This is a genomic window from Methanobacterium alcaliphilum, assembly GCF_023227715.1.
GTDB lineage: Archaea > Methanobacteriota > Methanobacteria > Methanobacteriales > Methanobacteriaceae > Methanobacterium_E > Methanobacterium_E alcaliphilum.
On record NZ_JALKIF010000005.1, the window covers coordinates 1 to 23,229 of the forward strand.

The following is a 23,229-nucleotide window of genomic DNA, read 5'->3' on the forward strand; positions in this document are numbered from 1 at the left end:
TGGTACTGTGGGTTTGTTCCTATGGGAATTTCATAACGCTGCCAGCCCATCTCATGTTTATATAATTAATTGAAATAAATGGTTTTTTTATTTAGTATTGTTTATTATTAGTTTGTGTGCTGTTTTATTAGCGCATTTTCACATTCACCCCCTTTTTATTATTGGGTGGGTTAATTAACAACCCACCCAAACCCCCCTTTATATATCATATTATTATGAATTAGCGATTTTATGAGTTTATTTAATTAACTGGCTAATTTTTGAATTTAAATGAATTAGATTAATTTAATGTTACTTTTATCAATTAATGGTTTGATTGTTATTTAATTGATCATGATGGATTGTTCAATCCATTAAAATAGATATTATTTATATTTTATTCTTAGTTTATCCTAAAAACATATGCTGATGTTTAAGTAATTATTTAAAAATTAATAAAAAGAGTTTTGCTGAATTTACAGTTTTTTAAATTAATTTATTCTTTTTGGAATAACATTATTATTCCAGTAATTAACAACCATAGTCCTATTAATGCTCCTAAGACCCGAGGATCTGAAACAAAAGAACCTATTATCAGGTAAAGAACACCTATTACTATGGCTACAATACCATTCCATCTGCTTCCTCCAACATTGGAGATTACACCCATAATACCTGCAATAATCAGGAAGAAACCTGCAAGGTAAATTATAAATGCTGCAAGGAAACTAAACATTGCGGGGTTGAATATAAATCCAATTCCCAGGATAAGTGCTATAATTCCTAGAACAACTTCCAGGATTCCAAGGGCTGCACTCTCACCCATTTCAACTATTCCTCCTAAGAGGAGACCTAAACCTAATATTAAAACTATAAATCCGGTGATTACACTAGCTGGTATCACACCTAATAGTGGGAAAGCCAGGACAATTAAACCAAGGATTATCAAAACTAAAGCGCTACCTATTTTTTGCATTTTCTTGTTCCCCCGTAAAATATCCAGCAAACTCTTATTAGTTTAATAATATTTTTTTTGATTTATATAACTTATGAGGATTTTAATGGGATTATATTAAAAAATAGCTAAATTTTTGATTTAAATAAACAGCAGATAAACTTGATAAAAAAATAGAAATGAATAGTCCGGTTAAAATGATTTTAAAATAAAAAAGAATTATCTTCTGGATAATATGCTGTGATGCTGTGCTTTTTTCTGTAAATGATCAGACGTATATTCATAATAAATTAAACTGGACTTTAAAAAAACTCTATGAGTTGGAATTCCGTCTTCTCCTCTTTTGAGACTAATAGTAATTTTTTCTTCAGTAATTCTGATTTCTTCGGCATTAGGCCGCCTTTTAGTGCTGTAAGTATAAGATTTGCCCTGGATATCTTTTATTCTCACCCATTCTACAGTCATGATATACCACATCGTTCAGCTAATTAATTCCTTATACATTCATTGTCGGAATATTTTAAATACCTTTCTTAAAACCAGGATATCAACTCCTCACCCTTCCATGCCCATAACTTTTATACTCTCTTAGTTGAAAATATATTCATATGAAAGAAGAAGGGATGTGTGAAATAGAAAAAGTGAATGAGGAGAAAGTAAAAGATATTAAAAATCAAATGTTAAGTGATGATTTGATTATTAAGGTCACAGATAATTTCAAAACTATAAGTGATCCCACCCGGCTTAAAATATTACATGCTCTTTCTAAAACATCTTTATGTGTTTGTGATTTATCAGCGCTTTTGGAAATGAGCCAATCTGCTGTTTCACATCAATTGAGGGTTTTAAGGGATAAAAATATGGTTAAATTTAAAAAAGAAGGTAAAATGGCCCGATATTATCTTGCAGATGAACATGTTCTGCTTTTTATTAAAATGGGCATAGAACATGCAGAAGAATAACCATACCTTTTATAACTGCATCTTTCCCAGTAGTCATATATCTATATTTGATGAGGCTGATTTTTTTTAAGATAATTGTATAATTGACAAAAAACAATTATAACATATTACTTGTAGAATAAATAGGGGATGTTATTTTATGAAGGCCAGTGAATTTATAGGTAAAGTTGTAATTGATCCAAAAGGATTAGAAATTGGAAAAATAGCAGATATCATTGTAAAACCTGAGGAATGTCTAATTGATAGGGTAATCATATCCAGCGGCGGTGTTTTAAGTAAAAAATATTTAAGCGTCACTGAAAAAGAGATAGATGCAATTGGGGACTATATCATAATAACCTTATCCCAAGAGGAAGCAGGAGAACGTTTAGGCCAGGAGGATTTTGATTCCGTTAAAAAAGTTGCCTTGAATTTCCAAAAATTAATTGGAAAAACAGTCATAACTCAAAATGGAGTAGAACTAGGAACTGTTGAGGATATGATTGTAAAACCTAAAGAATGTTTGATTGAAAATGTAATAATCAAATCAAAATCAGACTTAGGTAGAAAAACATTCATGGTTGGTGAAGGGGAAATAATAGATATTAAAGATTTCATGGTCTTGAAGCTTGATCTGGACGATATTGAAGATAGATTAATCTAAAAACTTATTTTTTAATTATTTTTAACTATTATTAAAAATTTATAAATCGGATGGGGATCAAATCACCACAATCTTCAGACTAATGCTTCTTTTAGAAGATTATTCGGATATAAACTAAAGAATTCCTGGAACTGATTATGACATCTAAAAATCAATGGAAACTATTTTGGTGAAAAACATGCAATATACTTATCTTTCATATAATATTCATGAAAAATCACTTGTTTATAAAGGACTGAAAGAGCCAAAAATTACTCATCAAAATACTATTGGGACTGAAGGATACAATACCTATATGCTTTCTATTGAAAACCATTCCGGAACACATATAGATGCACCAGCACATTTTTTAGATGATGGGAAAACAATTTCAGAATATGAGGCCTCAGATTTTATTTTCAATAATGTGTTGTTACTGAAATCTCCTCAAGATCCTAAAGGGACCATAGGCCTTGAAGAATTAGATGGATGGGATTTAAGTGAAAAAGATTGTCTTTTAATTTCCACTGGATTTAGCAACTACAGAGATAGCAATCCTGAAAAATATTTAACCCAAAGTCCTGGAATTTCTCCAGATTTAATTCACCATATTCGCAAAAAATATCCTTCAATAAGATGTATAGGGATCGATTGTGTATCTATTTCAAGCTATGGTGATGAAAAAACTGCAGTTAAAGCTCATAAAACCGCATTTGTTAAAAAAGAAGGGTATGGTGATCCTCTGTTTTTGATTGAGGACATGAAATTAGATGGTATTCTTCCTGAAAAAAGAATAAAAAAATTAATGGTTTTTCCATGGCAGATTGAAGGAGTGGACAGTGCCCCAGCTACAGTAATAGCGCAGTTAGAATAAATTATCAAAGTCAGTGGTGACTATGAAAGAGATGACTTTAAAACCAATAGGTGTAATTCATTCGCCTTTTGAAGAAAAATCAAAAACACCGCATCAGGGAATATATACCACCTCTGAAAGTGTGATAGAGGTATTTAAAGAGTATAAGGAAGCTTTGGATGGTATTGAAAATGTTAAAAACATTCATATACTTTACTGGTGCGATAAATCAGAAAGAAATTTGCTTAAAGTAATTCCTCATGGTAAAACTCAAAAAAGAGGAGTTTTTTCCACTAGAGCACCCAGCAGGCCCAACCCCATAGCCCTATCGCTTGTAGAATTAATTAAGATAGATGATACGAAGTTAACAGTTAAGGGATTAGAAGCACTGGATGGATCATTAGTGGTGGATATTAAGCCTTACTGGAAAGATATTGATTGTGTTGATTAGAGTTAATTAGAAATATCCCTTACAAATGGGTCAATTTTACAGTCACAGGTCTGTTTTTTCATATCTTCTTCTTTAATGCCCATAGTTTGCACGGCGTCCATACCGCAAATCTCACTCATGGCCTCGATGGTTTTTGAAAAACCGGAAGATCCATATGTAGCAAAAAATGCTACTTTTTGGAATTTATCTTTATTTTCTACAAGATAAGTCCTAATAGGAACTGAAGGAAGACCAGCCCATATGGGTGTTCCTATAATCACCAGATCGTAATCTGATGGATCTTTCTCAATAGGTTTTAAAATGGTTAACTTACCCCTATTGGCCTGATAACCTGATTTTAACCAACCGATAATGCCGGATCTTTTTTGAGTATCATAAATTTCTTCAATATCACAGGGCATTTCACGGGCAATAGTCTGGGCAATATCTCGAGTATTACCTGTTCTAGAATAATAAACTACAAGTGCTTTCATACTAATTTATTTATTAAGTATACAATTTATAATTATATTTTAAGAGATCAAAACCAATTTATTATTCAAAAGGAGAGATGAAATAATGGTTGAAAAAAGTCCATTTCCAGAAGAATGGCAAACAGAATATCTTTCTGCATACCTCAAGGTTATGAAACTTTGGGGGGTGGAATATCAATCATATGAAGTTGAAACCAGTTTTGGAACCACGCACCTGAACTTAAGTGGCTCTGATACTAAACCTCCTTTAATTCTCCTTCATGCAGCGGCAGTAAGCTCTGTTGAATGGTATGCAAATGCTGCTGTATTGAGCCAACATTTTAATATACTGGCTATTGACACTATGGGGGATTGTGGCTGGAGCAGACCGCAAAAACAAATTAAAAGCAGGGAACAATATAATCAATGGTTATTGGAGATAATTGATCATTTTCAACTGGAAAAAATTAATATCATGGGACATTCTTACGGTGGTTGGTTGGCTTTAAATTTTGCTATGTCCAATCCTGAAAGACTTGATAAATTGGTTCTTTTAGCCCCTGCAGCTTCTATCACTTCTTTTAAATTATTTATGCAGATAGCTTTAAGAATGCCAAATTTACCGATTATGCCCTCAACTGAAAAAACCCTGAAAATGATGGCCCACCGCGATTATCAGCCACCAAATGAATTTATAACATTTATGGATATTGTTAATAAACATTGCCGTCCTAAGATGGTTTTCCCAACCGTTTATACGGATAAAGAACTGCAGAGCGTAACCACACCCACATTACTACTGGTGGGTGATGAAGAAAAGATTTACTCTCCATTAAAAGCTGTTGAAAGAGCAAGAAAAAATATTCCTAATCTCAAATCAGAGATAATTATGAAAGCGGGCCACACTTTGAATATGGAACAACCGGATATAGTGAATTCAAAGGTAATTCAATTTTTAAATAAATAAACTCCTCTTTTTTAGAACTTTTCTAGAAGAAAACCCACTTCTTCATCCATACTCAAATCCTTGAAGAATTCCAGTTCCGCTTTTTTTACTGCAATATATGCCTTGGAAAGTCGGCTTCCCATAGAATCAAGTATGATTTGGTCATTTTCAAGATTTATAATGGCTTGTTTTAAATCGGAGGGCAATGCTGCAACATTTTGAGTCTTCAAATCACCTGATGAAAGATCTCCCGGGTCTTCCTGGATGGGTTCAGGTAGCTTCGTCTGGTTTATTATGCCGTCAGTTCCTGCAGCTATCACCGCACCCATGCAAAGGTAGGGATTTGAACTGGCGTCAATAGTTTTCACTTCAAAGTGTTGAACTGCTCCTTTTCTTTCAGATATGACTCTTATCGCGGCCTCACGATTATCCATTCCCCAGCACTGATATGCTCCACTCCAGCTGTGGGGCTGTATACGCCTGTATGAATTACACGTGGGTGTGGTTAACGCCATAATTGCCGGTAAGTGTTTCAAAATTCCTGCAATGAAATGCTTACCTTTGAGGGAAAGCCCATAACTATCCTCACTACTGCCTAAAATGTTTTCCCCATTTTCCCAGAGACTTAAATGGAGGTGACAGCCACTACCTGATTTATCTGGAAATATTTTTGGCAAAAATGAAGCTGTTTTATCATGTTTTCTGGCCACGGCCTTTGTGGTTTCTCTGAAAACAATCTGATTATCAGCTGTCCGCATTGCATCTGAATATTTTATTGTTATCTCCTGCTGCCCGGGACCGGCTTCAGGATAGTATTGTTCCACAGTAATACCCTGAGATTCTAGAGATTTGACTAATTCCATTACAAAGTCCTGATTTATATCCATTGACTGTGTTGATGCAAAAGGAGTTTTATCCACACATAACAATTCATTTATTTCTACTTTAGAACCTGTAAAAAGATAAAACTCGTTTTCAAATGATCCTTTTATTTGGATACCTATCTCTTTTGTTTTCTCTATCATCTTCTTTAAATATCCACGAGGACAATAATCCCACATTTCACCTTTTAACATCATATTCCCCATCATCCTACCTTGTTGGGGTGCGTATGGGAGTTCGCTCAGCGTAGAAATATCTCCTTCAAGTTGAATTTCACCCACAGGTGATAAACCGGCGTCCGGGACTACTCCATCATACATAACTGGAACTCCCTGTTGTGCTGAGCTTATACCGACTCTTAATGGAAAATTAACTTTTTTGTTAATATGTATTGCTTTGGCACGGATTATATTAGCATTATCACACCATAATATCCGTATAAAATCTAAATCCTCTTGAAAGTTTAGTTTAGATGAACCCATAGTATTCTTATCTGATTTAAATGCATATTATATTTTTTCAGATAACTTATTCTGGGATTGATACAAAAATTTAATCTTATTGCTTTTTATAAATATTACATATACTCAGGTGTTGATATGAAGGAGCCCCATTCTAAAGAAAATCTCGATGAGACAATTAACTGGATTAAAAGAGGAAATGATTTTTTTATAAAGGGGGAATATAAAGAAGCCCTTTTTGCATATGATCGCGCTTTAGAATTGGATCCGGAGAATAGTAAGATTTGGGACAATAGGGGTGTTGTTTTAGCTGATCTTGGATGGCATAATGAGGCAATAGAGTCTTTTGAGATAGCACTTGATTTGGAACCAGATAATTCAAAAGCATGGTCTGATATGGGGGTGTCTTTGGCTGCATCTGGCAGATTTGACGAAGCTGTCAACTGCTTTAACCATGCTATTGATTTAAACCCCAAAGATGATGAAGCATGGAATAATCGGGGAACTGCATTATTCAGTATGGCACAATATGAAGAGGCATTAAATAACTTTAACCAGGCCCTAAAAATTAACCCTAATAATTCGGGAGCTTGGGCTGGTAAAGGATCATCTTTACGCTTTTTAAATAGATATCAAGAAGCCATTGAAGCACTTGAAAAATTTATGGAGAATGCTCCCCCAGAATTGGCTCATACTCGCGAAGAAGCATGGGCAATGCTTTTAGATATAAAATTAATTTTAAAAAGAGAAGATCAGACAAAGGAATAGTAAATACTGTAATAATTTGTATTTTAAAAAATCAAATCCCATTACTTGTAAAATATAAAAGTAAAGCTTCCAGAGTTAGAAAAAAGGGGTTGTTAGGAGTGAAAATGGGAGGTGCTAATCTCTGGAAGCTAATTTTTCAGAACTTTCAACAAAAAAAGAATATTTAACGTTGAAAGATCAATTGGGGGGTGATGTGTGCATACTACACACAATTCTATATGTACAAGCAATCATATATAAAGTTATCGTTTCTATTGTATATTCTGCTATTCTGGCCTTCAATATAAAATAAATTATCTTAAACCTGTTTCAAGTTAAAAAAAATTCATTTAAACATACTATAAATTTATTAATCTTATAAAATGTGATAAATTATGGAAAAAACAGATCCAGTTCAAGGGCCAATATTTATAGGGCGTAGTTGGGAGGAATATCTAAAAATGTTTGATTTAAAATTGGATAAACTACAAGATAAACGTATTTTGGACTGTGCAGCGGGAGCAAGCTCATTCACACAATATATGTCAAAAAAAGGTTTTGATAGTGTAGCAGTTGATATTTTGTATGATAAAGACCCATTATTTTTATATAAAAAGTGTAATGATCATCTGAAAGCTCTGATAAATGCTCTGAAAGAAATTCAAGATGAATTTGTCTGGAACTTCTTTAAAGACCTAAATGATCTTTAAAGTCGTAGAATACAGTCTTGTAAAGATTTTACTCTCGATTATTCTCAAACAAAAGGAAAAAGATATTTAAAAGCTGATTTATTGGATTTGCCTTTTTCAAAAGATAGTTTTGATATAGTGTTGTGTGCCCACCTATTATTTATTTATGACCATAGGTTGGACTGGGAATTCCATAGAAATGTGGTGGAAGAAATGATTAGGGTAGCAAAGGATGAGGTTCGAATTTATCCTCTGGTAAAACATAAAGGTGAGAAATCTGCTTTTGTTGAAAAAATAATTAATGCATTTTCTAGTAAGCACCAAATAAATGTGGTCAAAGTGGATTATCAATTCCGCAAAGGTGGGGATGAAATGATGCAGATAATAAAAAATGTATGAATATATAAAAGATTTATAAATTTTGCAGATTATAGTACCAATATGAATAATCAAAATGGGGAAAAATATTTTGATGAATATCCTCTAAAAATTAAGATAAGGGATAAAAACAGGCTTGAAACGTTTATTGATGGAGTATTTGCCATCGCAATTACCCTTCTAGGATTGGAATTTGTTACTCCTGTTGTTTATCACTCTGATCAAGCATTGATTGGATTTTTTAGTAATTTACATCCTTTATTTTTAGGATATTTTCTGTCTTTTCTCCTTTTAGGTATTTTACTGAATATACATCACAGGCAGTTTCGCTATATGCGGTGTGCAGATACCACTAACTGGTGGATAAATATAATTCTTTTATCATTCATTGTTTTGGTTCCATTTGCTACATCAATCTGGACGGACTATCCCGAAACTAGAGTGGCTGTTTTGTTTTTCCAGATAAACATGTTGATTGCCAGCTTGATGCTACTAATTAACTGGGAATATGTTAAAAGACGTCCGAAACTTCTATTTAAGAATGTAAGTCCGCAGGATATTAAAATAATTAGTTATCGTAACTTAGCAGTCCCAGTTGCTTCTTTAATTGCCATATTTTTGGCATTTATAAACCCATTTTTCAGCAATCTAGCTTATGGGTTTATTATTATAATTTTCTTTTTAGCTAACCGCCACCAGCGGGTTTTAATTAAAAAAGTTGATAAAAATCGCGGTAATGGTTAAATAAATTGGATTTTAATCCCCAATTTCTTTTACTATTGCTTGATGCATCCTTTTAATGAATTCAATTCTTTCTTCATATTTTAAAACATCCAGGTACCCCTGAGCTACTAAATTAAAAGCAAATGGTGAAGGAATTTTGGTGTTTATTTGCTTTATTTCCATCTGTCCACTTTCTATCCACTCTAAAACTCTTTTGGCATTATTAACATCCATATAATCTTCGATCACTTCTCGCCGGGCTTCTTTTAATATGGAAAAATCTTCATCCAGGTCCTGAACAAATTTAAGTAAAATTTTACCTTTTACTTGCTGCCTACCCACAGATTTTTCCTGTCCCTTATACCGGCGTAAAATCATCAGGGATCTCCCAGCACAGTGCCTAAATCGACCAGCCAGAGTTTCAGTTTTATCTATGGCTTTAATAAGAATAGCCACCAAATTCTCTGAATTCAATTCTTTAAAACCTTCAAGTCCACTGATTTTTCCTTCAGAACTTAAATAGAATCCGTTATCTGAAACAGATATCATAACATCTCTTTTATATTTTTTAGCAATCACATAGGCCACTGCCCGAGAAAGGGCGTCATTCACCCTGCGGCCAAATAGACTGTGGAATACTACAAATTTACGACCTCCAAAACCAGTGTAAAATTCCACCAGTAATTTACGGTTGCTAGGGATCTGAGCATATAAAAACTGTTCTCTAAAATATTGATAAATGGAATGGGCTGCATTGTAATCGACATAAAGATATTCATGAATGAAATCTAAAAATTCTTCTTTGCTTCTATTGTATTGGAACTTCCCTTCCATTATAGCACGAAAACGTTGTATGTCGAGTGCCAGATCAAATGCAAGGGGTAATTGTTCTGAAAACCAGGATGGTATGGTGGGTGGTCCTGATGAGGGGCTCACATTCACACTCATTCCTCGAGCATAATTAAACCGGTAAATATTCCCTCCCAGTACAAAGGTATCTCCTTTTCGAAGTTTCTCCATAAAATCTTCTTCTACTCTCCCTACTACTTTCCCTGCACACTTCACCACAGCAGCGGTACGGTCTGGAATAGTTCCAATGTTTGTAGAATATAACATTCTGGCCAGCTTACCTCTTTTCCCAAACTGGTTCTCATCATAGTCCACCCAGATTTTAGCATATACGTAACGTTCCTCTAGACTGGTATATTCTCCAGCCATGTAACTCAAAACGCTTTTAAAATCATCTTGGGAAAGATTTTTATAGGGATAACTCTTTTTTATAACATCATAAGCATAATCAATATCCCATTTATGTTCAATGGCCATTCCATATATGTGCTGGGATAAAACATCCAGGCAATTGGTTGGAATATTTATAGAATCAATTTTACCTTCCAGGGCATTTTTAAGAATAAGTGAACATTCCACCAGGTCGTCTCTATCCACAACCATTATTCTCCCTTTGGATTGATCATGTAGTCGATGACCACTGCGGCCAATTCTCTGCAATGCCCTGGAGACTGATTTTGGTGAACTTAAAAGCACTACCAGATCAATATATCCTATATCTATTCCCAGTTCCAGAGAAGTGGAAGAAACTACAACTTTAAGGGCACCTTCTTTTAGTTTGTTTTCTGTTTCTAGTCTTAATTCTTTAGAAAGAGAGGAATGATGGGCCATGATATTGTCGCTGTGATAATCATTAGGGAAACGTTTTTTCAGGTTGAATACAACACTTTCTGTTCCACTCCGGGTATTGGTGAATATGAGAGTGGTCTGGTGCTGGGTGATGAGTTCATCCAGCATATCATACATGGCAGTATTCATTTCTTCTGGATCTGCAGCTATAATATCATCCACGGGACAGATAACTTCCATATCTAACTGTTTGAGATAATTAATATCAACTATGAGGCAGTCCCTAACCACTCCATACTCATAACCAACTAAAAAACCCGCTACTTTTTCTAATGGTGAAACTGTTGCAGAAAGTCCTATACGGGTATAACTTCCTATTAAATGTTGTAATCGTTCCATACTAAGTGAAAGGTGAACTCCTCTTTTATTTTCAGCTAAAGAGTGTATTTCGTCAACAATAACATATTTCACATGAGATAAATTATCCCTGAATTTAGGGGCCACTAAAAGGATAGAAAGGGTTTCCGGGGTGGTTATCAAGATGTGTGGAGGGGTCTTAAGCATTTTAGAGCGCTGGTACTGGGTGGTATCGCCGGTCCTAACGGCTTTTCGGATACCTAATTCTTTGCTATGGCTCTTTGCCAGCTCTTCAATTTCAGATAATGGTTCTTCAAGATTTTTTTCTATATCATTATCCAGTGCTTTTAAGGGAGAAATATAAATACAGTAAACTTTATCTTCTAAATCACCTTTTTCAGCAAGAGTGGTAAGTTCGCTGATTATTGAAAGAAAAGCTGTAAGTGTTTTTCCGGATCCTGTGGGTGAAGATATAAGGACATTTTTATTGTGATGGATGTCCATTATAGCGTAACGCTGGGCCGGAGTGAAATTTCTGAACTTTTTATGGAACCAATCCCTAACCCAGGGATGTAAATTTTCATAAATTTCTTTTTCAGAATATATTTTCTTCTGTTTGGTGATCATAATATCTTAAATAGTCTTTCATTTTATAATTTTGGTCTTATTGTTATACAAAACGCTGGCTGGCATTTATAATATTTTTTATTTTCCCAAAGGGAAATACTTCAAAATTTTCCACACCATATGCTTCAAATTCATTTATACTGCTTTTTTTAAGGAATGGAGATAAAAGTTTTTCATGTAAAACATCAGATCCTTCACTCACAAAGTTAAAAGAAGGCATAACAATCAAGTTTTTTTCATTAAAACTTCCTTTTAAGAAACATTTAATTTTTTCCACCCTTTCACCACTTCTAAGGCCAATGCAAGGGTGTTCATGTCCAATAATAATATTTTCATCTGATAATTCATTGATATTTTCAGGGATGAAGTGGCCATGCAATATCAAATTATTGTCAAAACGGAATGTTTCTTTAAGATCTAGATCAAATTTTCGGGCGATATAAGGGGTGAAATTATCATGATTGCCTTTTATCAGTATTATTTCTTCAAAATTATCTTCTATAAAGCTTAAAAAACTGTGAACTTCTTTCCATTCTTGACGATTTATTTTTCCAAAATCGTGTTTCAAATCACCATTGATTACTATCTTTTTAGATTTCACGGTACTATTTATAGATTCCAATCGATCTAAAATTTTTTCAAATTGAAATTTAGGAATCATCAAACCATCTCTATTTAGAGAATGTTCATATCCAAAATGTAAATCACTGATTATGAGATAATCGCCAATTTTCAATGATAGATCAACTATACTTATATTGTCTGTAAGTACTGTACCGGGGGATTGATTCTTTTTCAAAGGACCATATTCTCCTTATCTTTATAAAAAATATTTAATTCAATTATATTGATTCCTATAAAAAATAACAATATTAATTATATTCTTGGAAATATATTAGTTAATGTCATTTTAGAAAATGATTATAAAAATATTTCTAGTTAAAATATATTTATTTAAAATTTTAAAAGAACTATAAAATACTTGTATTGGATAATTGAATAGTATTTTATGAATTTAACAGATTTTCGGGTGATATAATGACAGAATTTAATGTTAATGACCTTATTAAACAACTTAAAGGTGACGATGCTGAAATAAGAAAGCAAGCTGCGGATGATTTAGCAGAAATATCTGATGAAGCCGCTATTCAACCATTAATAGATGCCCTTAATGATGAAAATCCTCAGGTAAGGTTTAAATCTGCTCAGGCATTGGGCAACAAAGGTAAAGCTGCGGTTGAACCATTAATTAAAGTTTTAAATGATGCTGAAGGAGAAACACTCAGATACGCCACTTTTGCCTTAAAAAAAATAGGCGATCCGTCTGCTGCAGAATATTTCATCAAAGCACTTAAAGATGATGATTGGGGCGTTAGAAAAGTCGCTGCCAGATCATTAGGTGAATTAGGTGCAGTGGAATCATTAGATAATCTGTGTGAAGCATTAACCGATGATGATTGGGGAGTTCAGCTGGCTGCCGTAAGATCTCTTGGTGATTTGGGGGATGAGCGTGCAGTTGACCCTATAAAAAAAGCACGTAGAAAAGGAGATAAAGACTTTAAAAAAGCAGCTAACAAGGCCCTTAAAAAGATACAGAAAAAATAACTTACATACTCTTATTTTTATTTTAAATTTTTTAATTGATAAATGTCTTTTCTCCGGTTTTTTAATAAAGGCAATTCTTCTCTTACATTTCTCTCTCTATTAAGATCAATTTCAGCATAAATGATTGTTTCTTCAAATTTTGCTTGTTTTAAAATACTACCCCACGGATCACAAACCATGGAATGGCCGTAGGACACATATGAAGCATCAATGTTACGTGCAGGAGAAGCAGCAGCAACATAAACTTGATTATCCAAAGATCTGCAACGAATCAAGGTCTCCCAATGGGCAGGCCCGGTGGTCATGTTGAATGCACCTGGAAACACAAGAAGTTCTGCTCCTTGGAGTGCCATTAAACGAGATAACTCTGGAAAACGCATATCATAACATATTCCCAGCCCAATTTTACATAGTCCTGTTTCAATAACAGTTATAATATCTCCGGATTCCAGTGTGTCTGATTCTTTGAAAAATATTTGCCCTGGAACTTCTATATCAAAAAGATGCATTTTCCTGTGGAAACCTATAATTTCCCCATTGGGGTTAAAAACAAAACTGGTATTATAAATGCCTTGCTCTGTTTTCTCAGGAATTGATCCTGCAATTAAGTTAATATTGAGTTTTGAAGCAATTTCACTTAAGGAATATAAAGTAACACTATCATCAACAGATTCGGCATATTCTAAGAATTTAGTGTTATCATAGGGACAATTAAACATCTCCGGCAAGATTACCAATTCTGCACCATTTGAAGCAGCGGATTCTATCATCTTTAATGCCTTTGATATGTTTTCTTGCTTGCTATCCACCACTTCCATTTGGCATAGCCCAATTTTAAATTTAGGAATCATTGTTTTTATTTAATATTTTAAAATATTTAATTTTTCCACTGGAAGGTTTTCTGAAAAATTTAATTAGATTCAGCTAGATAATACTATTATATTAAATTTTAAATATGTACAAAATATGAGATAGTGTATAAATGGAATCCCCTAAAGATGAAATGAACCAGATTTCCAAAGATCTATTGGAAAAAGGATATATACCGGATGAAGTCACTTTAGTCACTCTTTTCCTAGCTTTAAATCTAAAAAAACCATTGCTGGTGGAGGGTCCGCCGGGGACTGGAAAAACAGAACTATCTAAAAAACTGGCCACGGCCACGGGAAAGGATTTTTTCAGGGTGCAATGTTACGAGGGCATAACTTTTGAACAGATTGTGGGTGAATGGAATTATCAGAAACAGTTACTGCATCTGGAAATGTCTCGTTTAAGTGAAGTTGATAAGGATGTTTTTCAGGATGAATTTTTTATAAAAAGACCACTACTTTCTGCTTTCATAAATAAAAAACCATCAATAATTCTAATTGATGAAATCGACAAAGCAGATGAAGAGGTAGAGAGTTTTTTACTTCAGGCGCTGGGCGAACAACAGATAACTGTAAATGACTTGGGCACTTTTGATTTAAAAAATGATTTAATGGTTTTTCTAACTTCTAATTCTCAAAGAAACTTGCTTGATGAGACAAAAGATCGGTGCTTGTATTTATATATTGACTATCCCTCTTTTGAAAGGGAAATGGAAATTGTAAAGCTACAAGTCCCATCAGCCCCTAATAATCTGATTGAAGAGGTTGTGAATACTATCCAAATTATACGGGAAATGAATCTAATTAAAAAACCTTCTATCCGGGCCACTATTGATTGGGTTAAAACATTGCTGGCCCTGGGAAAAAATGAACTGGGTGAAAATGAGTTCAGGAAATCATTAGGGGTAGTAGTGAAAAATCAGGACGATCAGGAAAAAGTGAAATCCCGGTTCTTTAATAAAGAATAAATTTATAAATTGGAGATTTATGCATAAAATTGTACGATTATCTGAAGCCTTAAGAAGTAAAGGTATTCCCGCCAGTATCAGGAGTACTCAAAATGCTTATGAAATATATCAACTGCTTAAAGGGGAGGATGCTTATTTAAAAGATGCTCTATCCTCTGTTTATGTTAAAGATATTCGTTTTAAAGATAAATTTAATCAAGTGTTCGACGAACTGTTTAGGGATGATTTTAAAAAGGAAGATTCAAAATCCCAATCACAGGATTCCAATAAACCTAAAAACACCCCTCAGCATAATCAAATATCAACTGGTGTGGATTATAATAGTAAGTACAAATTGGAAATAAAATCGATAAAAAACGATAATATTGATTATAATCCCTCTATTGAGGATTATATTGATCTAGGATTAAATATGGATGAATTGTCTTTAATGGATCGCGATATTAATGTCCTGGATTTTTTTGATCCCGAATTATTTGATTTATGCAATAAATTAGGTCGTAAAATTGCTAACCGCAGATCACGTAGATTCAAAAGATCAAAACAGATGAAACCAGATATCAGGAAGACGCTCCGAAAAAATTTAAAATACGGTGGGGCCATGCTGGATATTGTCAAGAGTAAACCCCATATTAAGAAAAATCAACACATTTTTTTAAGTGATGTCAGTGGGTCATGTGACTGGATAAGTAACTGGTTTTTTTGTATAGTATATGCGGCTCAAAAATCATTTTATCGTTCAAAATTTTTTGATTTTGATAATAAAGCTGTTGAGACTACGTTGGCTATGCAAGAGAAAGATCTATTAAATGCATTTGCAAGTGTCAGGGATATAAGGCAGAAAAATATTATGATTCATGGTACTTCTAACATGTACCGAGCATTTGAAAGTTTTTTGAAACAAGCCAGCTTGAATTCAAGGTCTTCTGTAATTATTTTAAGTGATTGTAGGGATTGGGCAGGACCTAAAAAAGATAAAAAACCTATGAGTTCGCTTCTAATTGAAAAAATGGTTAATAAGTCTAAAAAAGTAATTATTTTGAACCCCGAGGATAAAAAAAAGTGGAATGTGGTAGATAGCTGCGTATCTGATTATCAGGATGCAGGGGCTTTGGTTAAGGAGGTGAGAAACCTGAGACAGCTTTCAATATTAATTGAAAGTTTGTAATAAAAAAGTGGAATGGGATATTTAAACAATCCCCGAATCTTTTTGGGAAAATTAAATTAAGGTGATTGTTTTAAAAACAATCCAATGTAATTTTTTTGTCTATTTTCAATTCGCGGGGTGGTTCTAAAGCTTTAAATTCCAAACCTGTTTCTTCTAATAATTCTAGGGCATCTTCTGTTGCAGAAGGAGCTACCAACATGCCGCGAACCTTCTTTTTATCTTCTTCAAAATCTTTTAAATAACGTCGCAACTGTTTTACTGCAGATACTCCTGCTTTACGACTTTTTAACTCCAGAATCATTACTGAACCATCTTTATCTTTGCCTAAAATATCAATAAATCCTTTAGAAGTTGAATATTCTCTTACAGTTGGCCTAAATCCTTTTTCTATCAATTCTGGTGAATTCCATATCATTTCGCCCATATCTTTTTCATGGCCGGTCACTTCCAGGTCTTCAGCATCCTGAGGAATATAATATGATACCAGGTGAATGTTTCTAAGTTCAACTTCCAGTCTTTCTTCAGGTGCTCGCCGAACACTCTCTAAAAAAACAACACCTTCTCTCATTTTAACTTTAGAACGAGACTTCGGCGGCTGCCAATTAACGGGGTCAAGTTTTCTATCTTGGTGAATGAGAAAAGCACCGTCTGGTTTTAACATTATGGCCCTTTCACCAAATCCTAATTGACTACGGGCTCTTCCTTCATATATGGCTTTGCAACATGCGAATATAACGATTAAAGCTCTTTTTCGCAATCCGTCATCAATTATTTTGAATGTTTCAGAGGTTGATGGATTTTCACATGATATAAATTTCATGCAATTACATTAGATTTTAGATACAAATAACAATTTCTAAATAATCGATTATCGCTTTGAAAATTCTATCAAAAATAATAAAGATATTTTATTTAATACAAACACACTATAATTATACTCATGGCTTATTTTGAACTTGAATTTTAGTTCATTTCATTTGCCAGTATAATTAAAAATTCACAACATCAAATCGTAAGTTAAGTTGCCATCTTATAATTTAAAGAAGGAGAATGTTGATTTAATGATTAACCCCAAAAACTTTACAATTCAAACCGAGGTTTCACCAGCATATCATGATCAAATTCTGGACTTTATTTACAAATACTATCTTTTTCCCCAAAATGATGTTTTTGAAGATATAAAGAAAAACAAATTTAGAGGCCAAAATAATCTTTCTTTTGTTTTTAAAGATAAAAATAATATCACTGGCACAATAGAAGGGAGAATTTGGTCGGGGGATGAGATAAAAGTATCTTTTAATCCACAAGGGGATGTTTCCAGCGATTCACTAAATCAATTAGCTGAAGATATTTTTATTGTGGTACAATTATTTGAAGAAAATATCAGAAAATCCACTATTTATTTTGCATGGGTAGAAGGACAAAAAATAATCCCTGAAAAACCACCTTCTGTTAGAAAAAAAGCTTCAAAAAGACTCTTTGGAAGTGGAATGCTCTTATTATACGTTCTTTTCTTTGGAGTAAATATTATTTTATTCATATTTCTTGGATTTTATGCAGTTATTTTTATTTTGTTAATTCAGATGGTCATTGTTTTATTATCTGATAAAATTTATATGAAGATGGGTGATTGGAAAATAACTCCTGAAAACCCCAAAGTGCACATAATACAATATCAAATACCAGAAAAAGATTTTAAATTCTTCAGAGAAAATTTTGGAGAAAATATACTCTTTAAAATAAAAAAGGAAATTTATGATGCCAGTCTGGCATTAGGTAAATCTCCAACATGCGATCTGGGAGAAGAAGTTTTATCTAAATATGGCATGCACTGCATCCCGTCCATGCGAAGTTCAAAGGTTATAAATGTCTATGAGATTATAAAAAAAGCTTCAGAACTATTTGATATCCCTATTCCAAAAATTGTTGTATCTAATAACATGCTGCCTAATGCAGCCGCTACAGGACCCAGCCCAAAAAGAGGATTGGTTCTCATAACCACAGGGTTACTGGTTCAATTAAATGAAGAAGAAATATTAAGCGTCATTGGTCATGAAATGGGTCATTTGAAAGGTAGAGATCCTTTAATACTTTTCAGTTTAATTTCAGGCGAATTCATTTTGAGGTTAACAATATTGTTCCCTTTAGTAATCATATCCCCATTAATCTATATTTTTGTGGCAATGGGACTCATATTTTTCGTGGCAAAATTCTTTGAAGCGAGGGCAGACCTCTTATCAGCTAAAGTCATTGGATCTCCCCAAGTTCTAGCCGAAGCTTTAAGAAAAATAGGATATCAAAAATTGCAGTTTGAAAGAATGAGATCTTATAAAATTTCTAGCTGGGCATTATGGGATCCACACCCACCAATATACTTTAGAATAAAAAGGCTGGAAAATTTAAAAAATGCTGATAAAATTAGTAGTCCGTTATTAAAATCTGCTAAAGATGTTATAAATGGATTTAAGGATTCTTTCAGAAGTTAATGGTTAGTTAACTTCTGGGAAGGATTTTCCTTCGCCCTGTTCATCATTAGGCAGGGAATAGTGTAGATGGGCAATTAACCATTTATTCTCTATTTTTTCAAATACGAAGCTAACCCTACCTTTCAAAGTCAATGTTTTATTATTAATAGATGCTTTCATGGTCATAGTGGTAGCAGTCCAGGCCATATCTCCATTTAAAGAAACATTGATGTCTCCAAATTCAATCTCCAAGGCATCTGATTGTTTTAAATCTCTTTCAAATCCTTTTTTAATCTCAGATGGTCCGCTTACCCATTCGTCTGGGCCGGTGCCAATAAGAACTGTGTCTTCTGTCGAAGAAACAATATCCATTAAATCAGTGATACTTTTCTCAACATATGATTTCACATACTGATGCAAAACATCAATAATTTCATTTTCCGTTTTTTCATCTGCCTGCATATTCTCACCACTATGTTATTCTGTAAATTGGTTTGAATATTTTTTTTTGTTTTCTGGGGAGCACTTAAAATTTATTGTTCTTTTTTAGAGACTTACAAGCCTATTAATTCCACTAAAGAACTTATATCCAATTTTTCAATTTCATCACAATCTTTCATCTTGTATTTCATGCCCAAAGCTTCCAAACTGTTTTTAAAAAGGATGTATTGGAATTCGTTATCAAAAACTTCAGGGTCATAATCTTCTTTAAATTTTAGAGGTAGCATATCTTCAAGTTCTAAAATACATTCTTTTAATATATCCTCAGCATGATCCATTTCTACAACTTTTTTAACAAAAGGATTACTGTTGAGGTCTTTGGAAGGTATCTGATCTTCCATTCCTGAATAATAGAACAGGGCAAGTTGTCTCTTTTGAGAGATGTACTTGTAAATGATGATAAGTTTTTCTTGTAATTCAATAACATCTTTTAGTTTTAACATAATTATCTCCATTTTATCTTTGATTTTGGGTATTTATAAATAATTGAAATTCCAAACTTAACTTATAATATGATTAATCTAATAAGGTGAGCTCATGGCCAGTTATAGAGTAGAAATGGATCGTACTATGTGTATATCTTGTGGAAATTGCATTGAGTCCTGTCCGGATATATGGGAATTCGCCGATGATGGGATATCATCTATAAAAGATCCAGATTCAAATGGCGATGTGCAGATTAAATATCTGGATAATCTCCTTTGCAGTGTAGATGCTGCAGAAAGATGCCCGGTGCTATGTATTCATGTTTTTGAAGATGATAACGAATTAGTTTAAAAAATCTATTTTTACATCTTTTTTCTTTTTATTAATTATCACATTCTTATTATACTAATCAGGAGATATTATGCCAAAAATAGTTAAACCAGAATATGTTAACATAGATGAATTTGTTTTTGAATCCGGAGAAATGTTAAATGACTTAAAAGTTGAATATCAAACCATAGGAACTCCCAAACTAGATTCTAATGGATTAATAGAAAACGCGGTGTTATATCTTCATGGCTCCAGTGGAGATTATTCATCGATTAAACGCTTAGATACTGTTACTGGATCAGGAGAACCATTAAATACTGATGAATTTTATATAATTTCTCCATCATCGTTGGGATCGCCGGGGTCTGCTTCTCCTTCAAGTACATCTTTAGGACCGGATTTTCCAGATTACACCATCAAAGATATGGTAAATTTTCACCACACGTTCTTAAGAAAATGTTTCCCCATAAAACATCTAAAAGGAGTAATTGGTAATTCTATGGGCGGCTTTCAGGCTTTAACATGGGGTGTGGAGTTTCCAGATTTCATGGACTTTCTGATAATTTTAGTATCCAGTTATCAGGTTAAAGGCCTCAACTATGCTAATTTTTATTTCACCAACTCTTTAATTGAAAGGGATCCTGATTATAAAGGTGGCAACTATAAAAAAAATCCAGAAAAATGCACCAGAACTATTTCAGAGTACTCGTACCAGTTTGGTGTTTCTAGAGAATATTATCGCTATGAAATGAATAACGATGAAATAGTTATAGCGATGGAAGAGATGGGATTAGATGGAACTAAAGACGATGCTAATGATACAGTATGGAGAAATAAAGCAGCAATGAATTTTGATTTGGAAGATAGACTTTTAGATATAAAAGCCAGTACTCTTATTGTTGGCATCAATCAGGACCAGTATTTTCCCCCAGCTATGGATGCCATACCAATGTCCCGGTTGATTAAAAATTCTGAACTCATAATTTATGATTCCCTACTGGGCCATATTGGAACCGGTGAACTGGATAAAGTTGGGGGCGATATCAGGGAATTTTTAGATGGGTTTAAATAAAATTATTAAATATCTTTAACATATAATAATATTATCAATTGCATTTGTTTATCGTGCTGGAATTAAACTATTCTAGTTAAGAGTGGAGAGAATATCTTGCAAGTTAAAGTATTGGATTATGGGTTTGATGAAGAAAAAGAATTAAATTATGTAAAATATCGTGTCATAGATATAGATTCTATTTCTCAAAAAAAGTTAATGGATGAATTAGAAGAAGAAACAGAAATAATTTCTGGAGAATTAGTGTTGACTGTTTACTTTGAGAAAGAGTATTTCCCCTTTGGATCCCAGGAAGCTACAATCCGGATGGATGACTTCATTGCCCGAGAAGAAATTGAGATGACTGTATTTTTATCCGGCGTGCTGGAAGACTAATCCGCATAATCTTGGAAATTATTTAAAAGGTGTTTTATTTGGATATAACCCAGAAAAAATTGATTAAAACATCAGATGGGTGGCAAGTTGATTTTTTAGTAACTTTAACCGAAAACGAGTTTTCTAAGATTAAGCTGGAAGATAAAAATGTTTTATCGGAATATTTTAAAGGATACTCTTTTGATTTTCATGAAAATAATGTTTTAATATCTCGTATTTTCTTCAGGATGGAACCCTGGGAGGATGAAACTCCTGAAGAAATGGTTCAAAGCATATTAAAAGAAATAAAAGATCTTTTTAGAAAATTAATTAATTAAATTTTATTTTTACCTATTTTCAATACCAGTAAGCTGATAATTAAAGTTCCGATTATACTTAAAGCAGTAAATATGGTGAACGTATCTTTTAGACTTATAATAAATGTGCCGTATTGGGAAGGCACAACTTCTAAACCTCCTAATGTCCCGGTGAATATCAGAATAAGTATTCCCAAACTTAAAAGCTGTCCGGTGAATATTATGGTGGATAAAACAGCTGAAGATGAGCCATAAAATTTTTTATCCACCGAGCCCATGAAAATATTAGTATTAGGCGACGAAAAAAGAGCATTTCCTAATCCTAAAAGAACAGCCAGCATAACTATGGCTATAAGAGGCGTGTTTAATTCAATGAAAATGCCTAAAAAAAGACCCATTGATATTAATATCATCCCAATAAGTACTAAATATGCTCCATTAATATTATCTGATAATTTGCCCGTGAAAGGAGAAAAGATAGCCACAATTAATGGTTGTATACTGAGGATAATTCCCACTATCAATGGACTCAATGTTTGTATGTACTGAAGATATAAACTGATAAGTGTCCACACGGCAGAGGTGGAAGTGATCATTAATATGGTGGTTAAACTGGAAATCCCCGGAACTATTTTTTTAAATATTCTGGGATTAATCAAGGGGTTAAATGTTTTATATTCTATTATAATGAATAATATCAAAAATAAGATTCCTAAACCTATCATTAACTGCCCATACCATTGAAAAACATTTGTAAACCCATATAACAAAATGCTGATTGATGGGATGTAAATTAAGGTTCCTTTAATATCAAAATTTTCTTTATAAGATCCTGACCAGTCTTGATTTAATTTTAGAACAATTAAAGATAATATTGCGATGCATAGGGGAATATTGAACAGGAAAATTGATCTCCATCCAAATGTTTGGGTCAAGAACCCTCCTAAAATAGGGCCGGCCAATAAACCCGCATAAACAGCAGCTATATAAATGCCAAAAGACTGGCCATGTGTTTCTACTGGAAAAACTGAACTTAAAATTGCTACTCCTGTAGCAAAAATCATAGAACAACCTAAACCTTGTAAAAAACTTGAAATGATCAATAATATTCCTGAAGGAGATAATGCTGCCATTAGTGAAGCTAACGCAAATATTATAACTCCTGAAGTGAATATTTTTTTTCTCCCATATATGTCGCCTAAACGACCAAAAGGAAGTATAAAAGCAGCATTAGCTAGTATAAATGCTGTAGGGATCCAGCTAAGCCATACTAAATCTATTAAAAACTCATTCCCTATTGATGGAAGAGAAACATTTAATGCAGCACCCATAAATGGAATTAAGAATGCACCTAATATTACCACTGCCAGCACATAACGAGAATTTTTTTTATCCAGCACTTCACTCATGGGATCACTTAAATTACCTGTAA

28 protein-coding genes are annotated in these 23,229 nt (G+C 33.4%); 17 read left to right on the forward strand and 11 right to left on the reverse strand.

Annotation, left to right across the window (positions count from 1 at the left end; translation table 11 throughout):
- Positions 1-475: 475 nt before the first annotated feature.
- Positions 476-955: a DUF308 domain-containing protein gene (locus tag MXE27_RS04390; RefSeq protein ID WP_248611194.1), complete on the reverse strand. Its 480-nt coding sequence runs from the start codon at positions 953-955 to the stop codon at positions 476-478.
- A gap of 198 nt (positions 956-1,153) precedes the next feature.
- Complete coding sequence (locus MXE27_RS04395) at positions 1,154-1,399, reverse strand: hypothetical protein (RefSeq protein ID WP_248611195.1); 246 nt, start codon at positions 1,397-1,399, stop codon at positions 1,154-1,156.
- A gap of 143 nt (positions 1,400-1,542) precedes the next feature.
- Between MXE27_RS04395 and MXE27_RS04400 the strand changes: the two genes are divergently transcribed.
- The 4 genes from MXE27_RS04400 (at position 1,543) to tsaA (ending at position 3,822) form a co-directional block, all read left to right on the forward strand.
- Entirely contained in the window at positions 1,543-1,896 is a 354-nt protein-coding gene (locus MXE27_RS04400) for an ArsR/SmtB family transcription factor (protein WP_248611196.1), read from the forward strand.
- 139 nt (positions 1,897-2,035) lie between these two features.
- The gene (locus MXE27_RS04405) at positions 2,036-2,539 is read left to right on the forward strand and encodes a PRC-barrel domain-containing protein (protein WP_248611197.1); all 504 of its coding nucleotides are present in this window, start codon (positions 2,036-2,038) and stop codon (positions 2,537-2,539) included.
- A 178-nt stretch (positions 2,540-2,717) separates the two neighbouring features.
- The gene (locus MXE27_RS04410; protein ID WP_248611198.1) at positions 2,718-3,392 is read left to right on the forward strand and encodes a cyclase family protein; all 675 of its coding nucleotides are present in this window, start codon (positions 2,718-2,720) and stop codon (positions 3,390-3,392) included.
- A 22-nt stretch (positions 3,393-3,414) separates the two neighbouring features.
- Positions 3,415-3,822, forward strand: coding sequence for a tRNA (N6-threonylcarbamoyladenosine(37)-N6)-methyltransferase TrmO (tsaA, locus tag MXE27_RS04415; RefSeq protein ID WP_342765990.1), 408 nt, complete (start codon positions 3,415-3,417; stop codon positions 3,820-3,822).
- 2 nt (positions 3,823-3,824) lie between these two features.
- Here tsaA and MXE27_RS04420 read toward each other — a convergent pair whose 3' ends face one another.
- On the reverse strand, positions 3,825-4,295 hold the full coding sequence (locus tag MXE27_RS04420; RefSeq protein WP_248611199.1) for a flavodoxin family protein: 471 nt from the start codon (positions 4,293-4,295) through the stop codon (positions 3,825-3,827).
- Between the two features lie 85 nt (positions 4,296-4,380).
- Here MXE27_RS04420 and MXE27_RS04425 point away from each other — a divergent pair, with 85 nt between their 5' ends.
- The gene (locus MXE27_RS04425; protein ID WP_248611200.1) at positions 4,381-5,241 is read left to right on the forward strand and encodes an alpha/beta fold hydrolase; all 861 of its coding nucleotides are present in this window, start codon (positions 4,381-4,383) and stop codon (positions 5,239-5,241) included.
- Between the two features lie 11 nt (positions 5,242-5,252).
- On the opposite strand, the gene MXE27_RS04430 is transcribed toward MXE27_RS04425, so the two are convergent.
- Positions 5,253-6,584, reverse strand: a complete 1,332-nt coding sequence (locus MXE27_RS04430; protein WP_248611201.1) for a glutamine synthetase family protein — start codon at positions 6,582-6,584, stop codon at positions 5,253-5,255.
- Positions 6,585-6,701: 117 nt separating this feature from the next.
- Here MXE27_RS04430 and MXE27_RS04435 point away from each other — a divergent pair, with 117 nt between their 5' ends.
- The 4 genes from MXE27_RS04435 (at position 6,702) to MXE27_RS04450 (ending at position 9,121) form a co-directional block, all read left to right on the forward strand.
- Complete coding sequence (locus MXE27_RS04435; protein ID WP_248611202.1) at positions 6,702-7,331, forward strand: tetratricopeptide repeat protein; 630 nt, start codon at positions 6,702-6,704, stop codon at positions 7,329-7,331.
- Positions 7,332-7,705: 374 nt separating this feature from the next.
- Positions 7,706-8,020, forward strand: coding sequence for a class I SAM-dependent methyltransferase (locus tag MXE27_RS04440; RefSeq protein WP_248611203.1), 315 nt, complete (start codon positions 7,706-7,708; stop codon positions 8,018-8,020).
- A gap of 9 nt (positions 8,021-8,029) precedes the next feature.
- Positions 8,030-8,398 carry a class I SAM-dependent methyltransferase gene (locus tag MXE27_RS11920; protein ID WP_342765992.1) on the forward strand — a complete coding sequence of 123 codons (369 nt, stop codon included), beginning with the start codon at positions 8,030-8,032 and terminating at the stop codon, positions 8,396-8,398.
- A 42-nt stretch (positions 8,399-8,440) separates the two neighbouring features.
- Positions 8,441-9,121, forward strand: coding sequence for a TMEM175 family protein (locus MXE27_RS04450; protein ID WP_248611205.1), 681 nt, complete (start codon positions 8,441-8,443; stop codon positions 9,119-9,121).
- 12 nt (positions 9,122-9,133) lie between these two features.
- Here MXE27_RS04450 and MXE27_RS04455 read toward each other — a convergent pair whose 3' ends face one another.
- Both MXE27_RS04455 and MXE27_RS04460 read right to left on the reverse strand, forming a co-directional pair.
- Positions 9,134-11,722 (reverse strand): ATP-dependent helicase, encoded by a 2,589-nt coding sequence (locus tag MXE27_RS04455; RefSeq protein WP_248611206.1) that lies wholly within the window; start codon positions 11,720-11,722, stop codon positions 9,134-9,136.
- A 43-nt stretch (positions 11,723-11,765) separates the two neighbouring features.
- Positions 11,766-12,521: a metallophosphoesterase gene (locus MXE27_RS04460; RefSeq protein ID WP_248611207.1), complete on the reverse strand. Its 756-nt coding sequence runs from the start codon at positions 12,519-12,521 to the stop codon at positions 11,766-11,768.
- A gap of 239 nt (positions 12,522-12,760) precedes the next feature.
- Between MXE27_RS04460 and MXE27_RS04465 the strand changes: the two genes are divergently transcribed.
- A complete protein-coding gene (locus tag MXE27_RS04465) occupies positions 12,761-13,327 on the forward strand; it encodes a HEAT repeat domain-containing protein (protein WP_248611208.1) in 567 nt (188 codons plus the stop codon).
- Positions 13,328-13,344: 17 nt separating this feature from the next.
- Here MXE27_RS04465 and MXE27_RS04470 read toward each other — a convergent pair whose 3' ends face one another.
- Positions 13,345-14,178, reverse strand: a complete 834-nt coding sequence (locus tag MXE27_RS04470) for a carbon-nitrogen hydrolase family protein (RefSeq protein ID WP_248611209.1) — start codon at positions 14,176-14,178, stop codon at positions 13,345-13,347.
- A 131-nt stretch (positions 14,179-14,309) separates the two neighbouring features.
- Between MXE27_RS04470 and MXE27_RS04475 the strand changes: the two genes are divergently transcribed.
- On the forward strand, positions 14,310-15,164 hold the full coding sequence (locus MXE27_RS04475; protein ID WP_248611210.1) for an AAA family ATPase: 855 nt from the start codon (positions 14,310-14,312) through the stop codon (positions 15,162-15,164).
- Positions 15,165-15,183: 19 nt separating this feature from the next.
- Positions 15,184-16,332, forward strand: coding sequence for a VWA domain-containing protein (locus tag MXE27_RS04480; protein WP_248611211.1), 1,149 nt, complete (start codon positions 15,184-15,186; stop codon positions 16,330-16,332).
- A gap of 70 nt (positions 16,333-16,402) precedes the next feature.
- On the opposite strand, the gene nucS is transcribed toward MXE27_RS04480, so the two are convergent.
- On the reverse strand, positions 16,403-17,152 hold the full coding sequence (gene nucS / locus MXE27_RS04485) for an endonuclease NucS (RefSeq protein ID WP_248611212.1): 750 nt from the start codon (positions 17,150-17,152) through the stop codon (positions 16,403-16,405).
- 241 nt (positions 17,153-17,393) lie between these two features.
- Between nucS and MXE27_RS04490 the strand changes: the two genes are divergently transcribed.
- Positions 17,394-18,818, forward strand: coding sequence for a M48 family metallopeptidase (locus MXE27_RS04490; protein ID WP_248611213.1), 1,425 nt, complete (start codon positions 17,394-17,396; stop codon positions 18,816-18,818).
- A 3-nt stretch (positions 18,819-18,821) separates the two neighbouring features.
- Here the strand turns inward: MXE27_RS04490 and MXE27_RS04495 are convergent, their stop codons facing one another.
- Positions 18,822-19,259 (reverse strand): nuclear transport factor 2 family protein, encoded by a 438-nt coding sequence (locus MXE27_RS04495; protein ID WP_248611214.1) that lies wholly within the window; start codon positions 19,257-19,259, stop codon positions 18,822-18,824.
- 92 nt (positions 19,260-19,351) lie between these two features.
- A complete protein-coding gene (locus MXE27_RS04500) occupies positions 19,352-19,741 on the reverse strand; it encodes a hypothetical protein (RefSeq protein ID WP_248611215.1) in 390 nt (129 codons plus the stop codon).
- A 94-nt stretch (positions 19,742-19,835) separates the two neighbouring features.
- Between MXE27_RS04500 and MXE27_RS04505 the strand changes: the two genes are divergently transcribed.
- The 4 genes from MXE27_RS04505 (at position 19,836) to MXE27_RS04520 (ending at position 21,818) form a co-directional block, all read left to right on the forward strand.
- The gene (locus MXE27_RS04505) at positions 19,836-20,075 is read left to right on the forward strand and encodes a ferredoxin (RefSeq protein ID WP_248611216.1); all 240 of its coding nucleotides are present in this window, start codon (positions 19,836-19,838) and stop codon (positions 20,073-20,075) included.
- Positions 20,076-20,145: 70 nt separating this feature from the next.
- On the forward strand, positions 20,146-21,126 hold the full coding sequence (locus tag MXE27_RS04510) for an alpha/beta fold hydrolase (RefSeq protein ID WP_248611217.1): 981 nt from the start codon (positions 20,146-20,148) through the stop codon (positions 21,124-21,126).
- A gap of 96 nt (positions 21,127-21,222) precedes the next feature.
- Positions 21,223-21,501 (forward strand): DUF5750 family protein, encoded by a 279-nt coding sequence (locus tag MXE27_RS04515; RefSeq protein WP_248611218.1) that lies wholly within the window; start codon positions 21,223-21,225, stop codon positions 21,499-21,501.
- 38 nt (positions 21,502-21,539) lie between these two features.
- A complete protein-coding gene (locus MXE27_RS04520; RefSeq protein ID WP_248611219.1) occupies positions 21,540-21,818 on the forward strand; it encodes an efflux RND transporter permease subunit in 279 nt (92 codons plus the stop codon).
- Here the strand turns inward: MXE27_RS04520 and MXE27_RS04525 are convergent.
- Positions 21,815-23,206: an MFS transporter gene (locus tag MXE27_RS04525; RefSeq protein WP_248611220.1), complete on the reverse strand. Its 1,392-nt coding sequence runs from the start codon at positions 23,204-23,206 to the stop codon at positions 21,815-21,817. The genes MXE27_RS04520 and MXE27_RS04525 overlap by 4 nt on opposite strands.
- Positions 23,207-23,229: the final 23 nt, after the last annotated feature.

Excerpts from the sequence above, each read along its gene's own strand:
- MXE27_RS04410 (WP_248611198.1), top strand. The coding sequence starts at position 2,718 with ATGCAATATACTTATCTTTCATATAATATTCATGAAAAATCACTTGTT.
- MXE27_RS04465 (WP_248611208.1), top strand. The coding sequence starts at position 12,761 with ATGACAGAATTTAATGTTAATGACCTTATTAAACAACTTAAAGGTGAC.
- MXE27_RS04420 (WP_248611199.1), bottom strand. The coding sequence starts at position 4,295 with ATGAAAGCACTTGTAGTTTATTATTCTAGAACAGGTAATACTCGAGAT.
- MXE27_RS04425 (WP_248611200.1), top strand. The coding sequence starts at position 4,381 with ATGGTTGAAAAAAGTCCATTTCCAGAAGAATGGCAAACAGAATATCTT.
- MXE27_RS04510 (WP_248611217.1), top strand. The coding sequence starts at position 20,146 with ATGCCAAAAATAGTTAAACCAGAATATGTTAACATAGATGAATTTGTT.
- MXE27_RS04440 (WP_248611203.1), top strand. The coding sequence starts at position 7,706 with ATGGAAAAAACAGATCCAGTTCAAGGGCCAATATTTATAGGGCGTAGT.
- MXE27_RS04505 (WP_248611216.1), top strand. The coding sequence starts at position 19,836 with ATGGCCAGTTATAGAGTAGAAATGGATCGTACTATGTGTATATCTTGT.
- nucS (WP_248611212.1), bottom strand. The coding sequence starts at position 17,152 with ATGAAATTTATATCATGTGAAAATCCATCAACCTCTGAAACATTCAAA.
- MXE27_RS04435 (WP_248611202.1), top strand. The coding sequence starts at position 6,702 with ATGAAGGAGCCCCATTCTAAAGAAAATCTCGATGAGACAATTAACTGG.
- MXE27_RS04405 (WP_248611197.1), top strand. The coding sequence starts at position 2,036 with ATGAAGGCCAGTGAATTTATAGGTAAAGTTGTAATTGATCCAAAAGGA.
- MXE27_RS04500 (WP_248611215.1), bottom strand. The coding sequence starts at position 19,741 with ATGTTAAAACTAAAAGATGTTATTGAATTACAAGAAAAACTTATCATC.
- MXE27_RS04495 (WP_248611214.1), bottom strand. The coding sequence starts at position 19,259 with ATGCAGGCAGATGAAAAAACGGAAAATGAAATTATTGATGTTTTGCAT.
- MXE27_RS04395 (WP_248611195.1), bottom strand. The coding sequence starts at position 1,399 with ATGACTGTAGAATGGGTGAGAATAAAAGATATCCAGGGCAAATCTTAT.
- MXE27_RS04490 (WP_248611213.1), top strand. The coding sequence starts at position 17,394 with ATGATTAACCCCAAAAACTTTACAATTCAAACCGAGGTTTCACCAGCA.
- MXE27_RS04390 (WP_248611194.1), bottom strand. The coding sequence starts at position 955 with ATGCAAAAAATAGGTAGCGCTTTAGTTTTGATAATCCTTGGTTTAATT.
- MXE27_RS04480 (WP_248611211.1), top strand. The coding sequence starts at position 15,184 with ATGCATAAAATTGTACGATTATCTGAAGCCTTAAGAAGTAAAGGTATT.
- MXE27_RS04430 (WP_248611201.1), bottom strand. The coding sequence starts at position 6,584 with ATGGGTTCATCTAAACTAAACTTTCAAGAGGATTTAGATTTTATACGG.
- MXE27_RS04400 (WP_248611196.1), top strand. The coding sequence starts at position 1,543 with ATGAAAGAAGAAGGGATGTGTGAAATAGAAAAAGTGAATGAGGAGAAA.
- MXE27_RS04475 (WP_248611210.1), top strand. The coding sequence starts at position 14,310 with ATGGAATCCCCTAAAGATGAAATGAACCAGATTTCCAAAGATCTATTG.
- MXE27_RS04450 (WP_248611205.1), top strand. The coding sequence starts at position 8,441 with ATGAATAATCAAAATGGGGAAAAATATTTTGATGAATATCCTCTAAAA.
- MXE27_RS04470 (WP_248611209.1), bottom strand. The coding sequence starts at position 14,178 with ATGATTCCTAAATTTAAAATTGGGCTATGCCAAATGGAAGTGGTGGAT.
- MXE27_RS04455 (WP_248611206.1), bottom strand. The coding sequence starts at position 11,722 with ATGATCACCAAACAGAAGAAAATATATTCTGAAAAAGAAATTTATGAA.
- MXE27_RS04525 (WP_248611220.1), bottom strand. The coding sequence starts at position 23,206 with ATGAGTGAAGTGCTGGATAAAAAAAATTCTCGTTATGTGCTGGCAGTG.
- tsaA (WP_342765990.1), top strand. The coding sequence starts at position 3,415 with ATGAAAGAGATGACTTTAAAACCAATAGGTGTAATTCATTCGCCTTTT.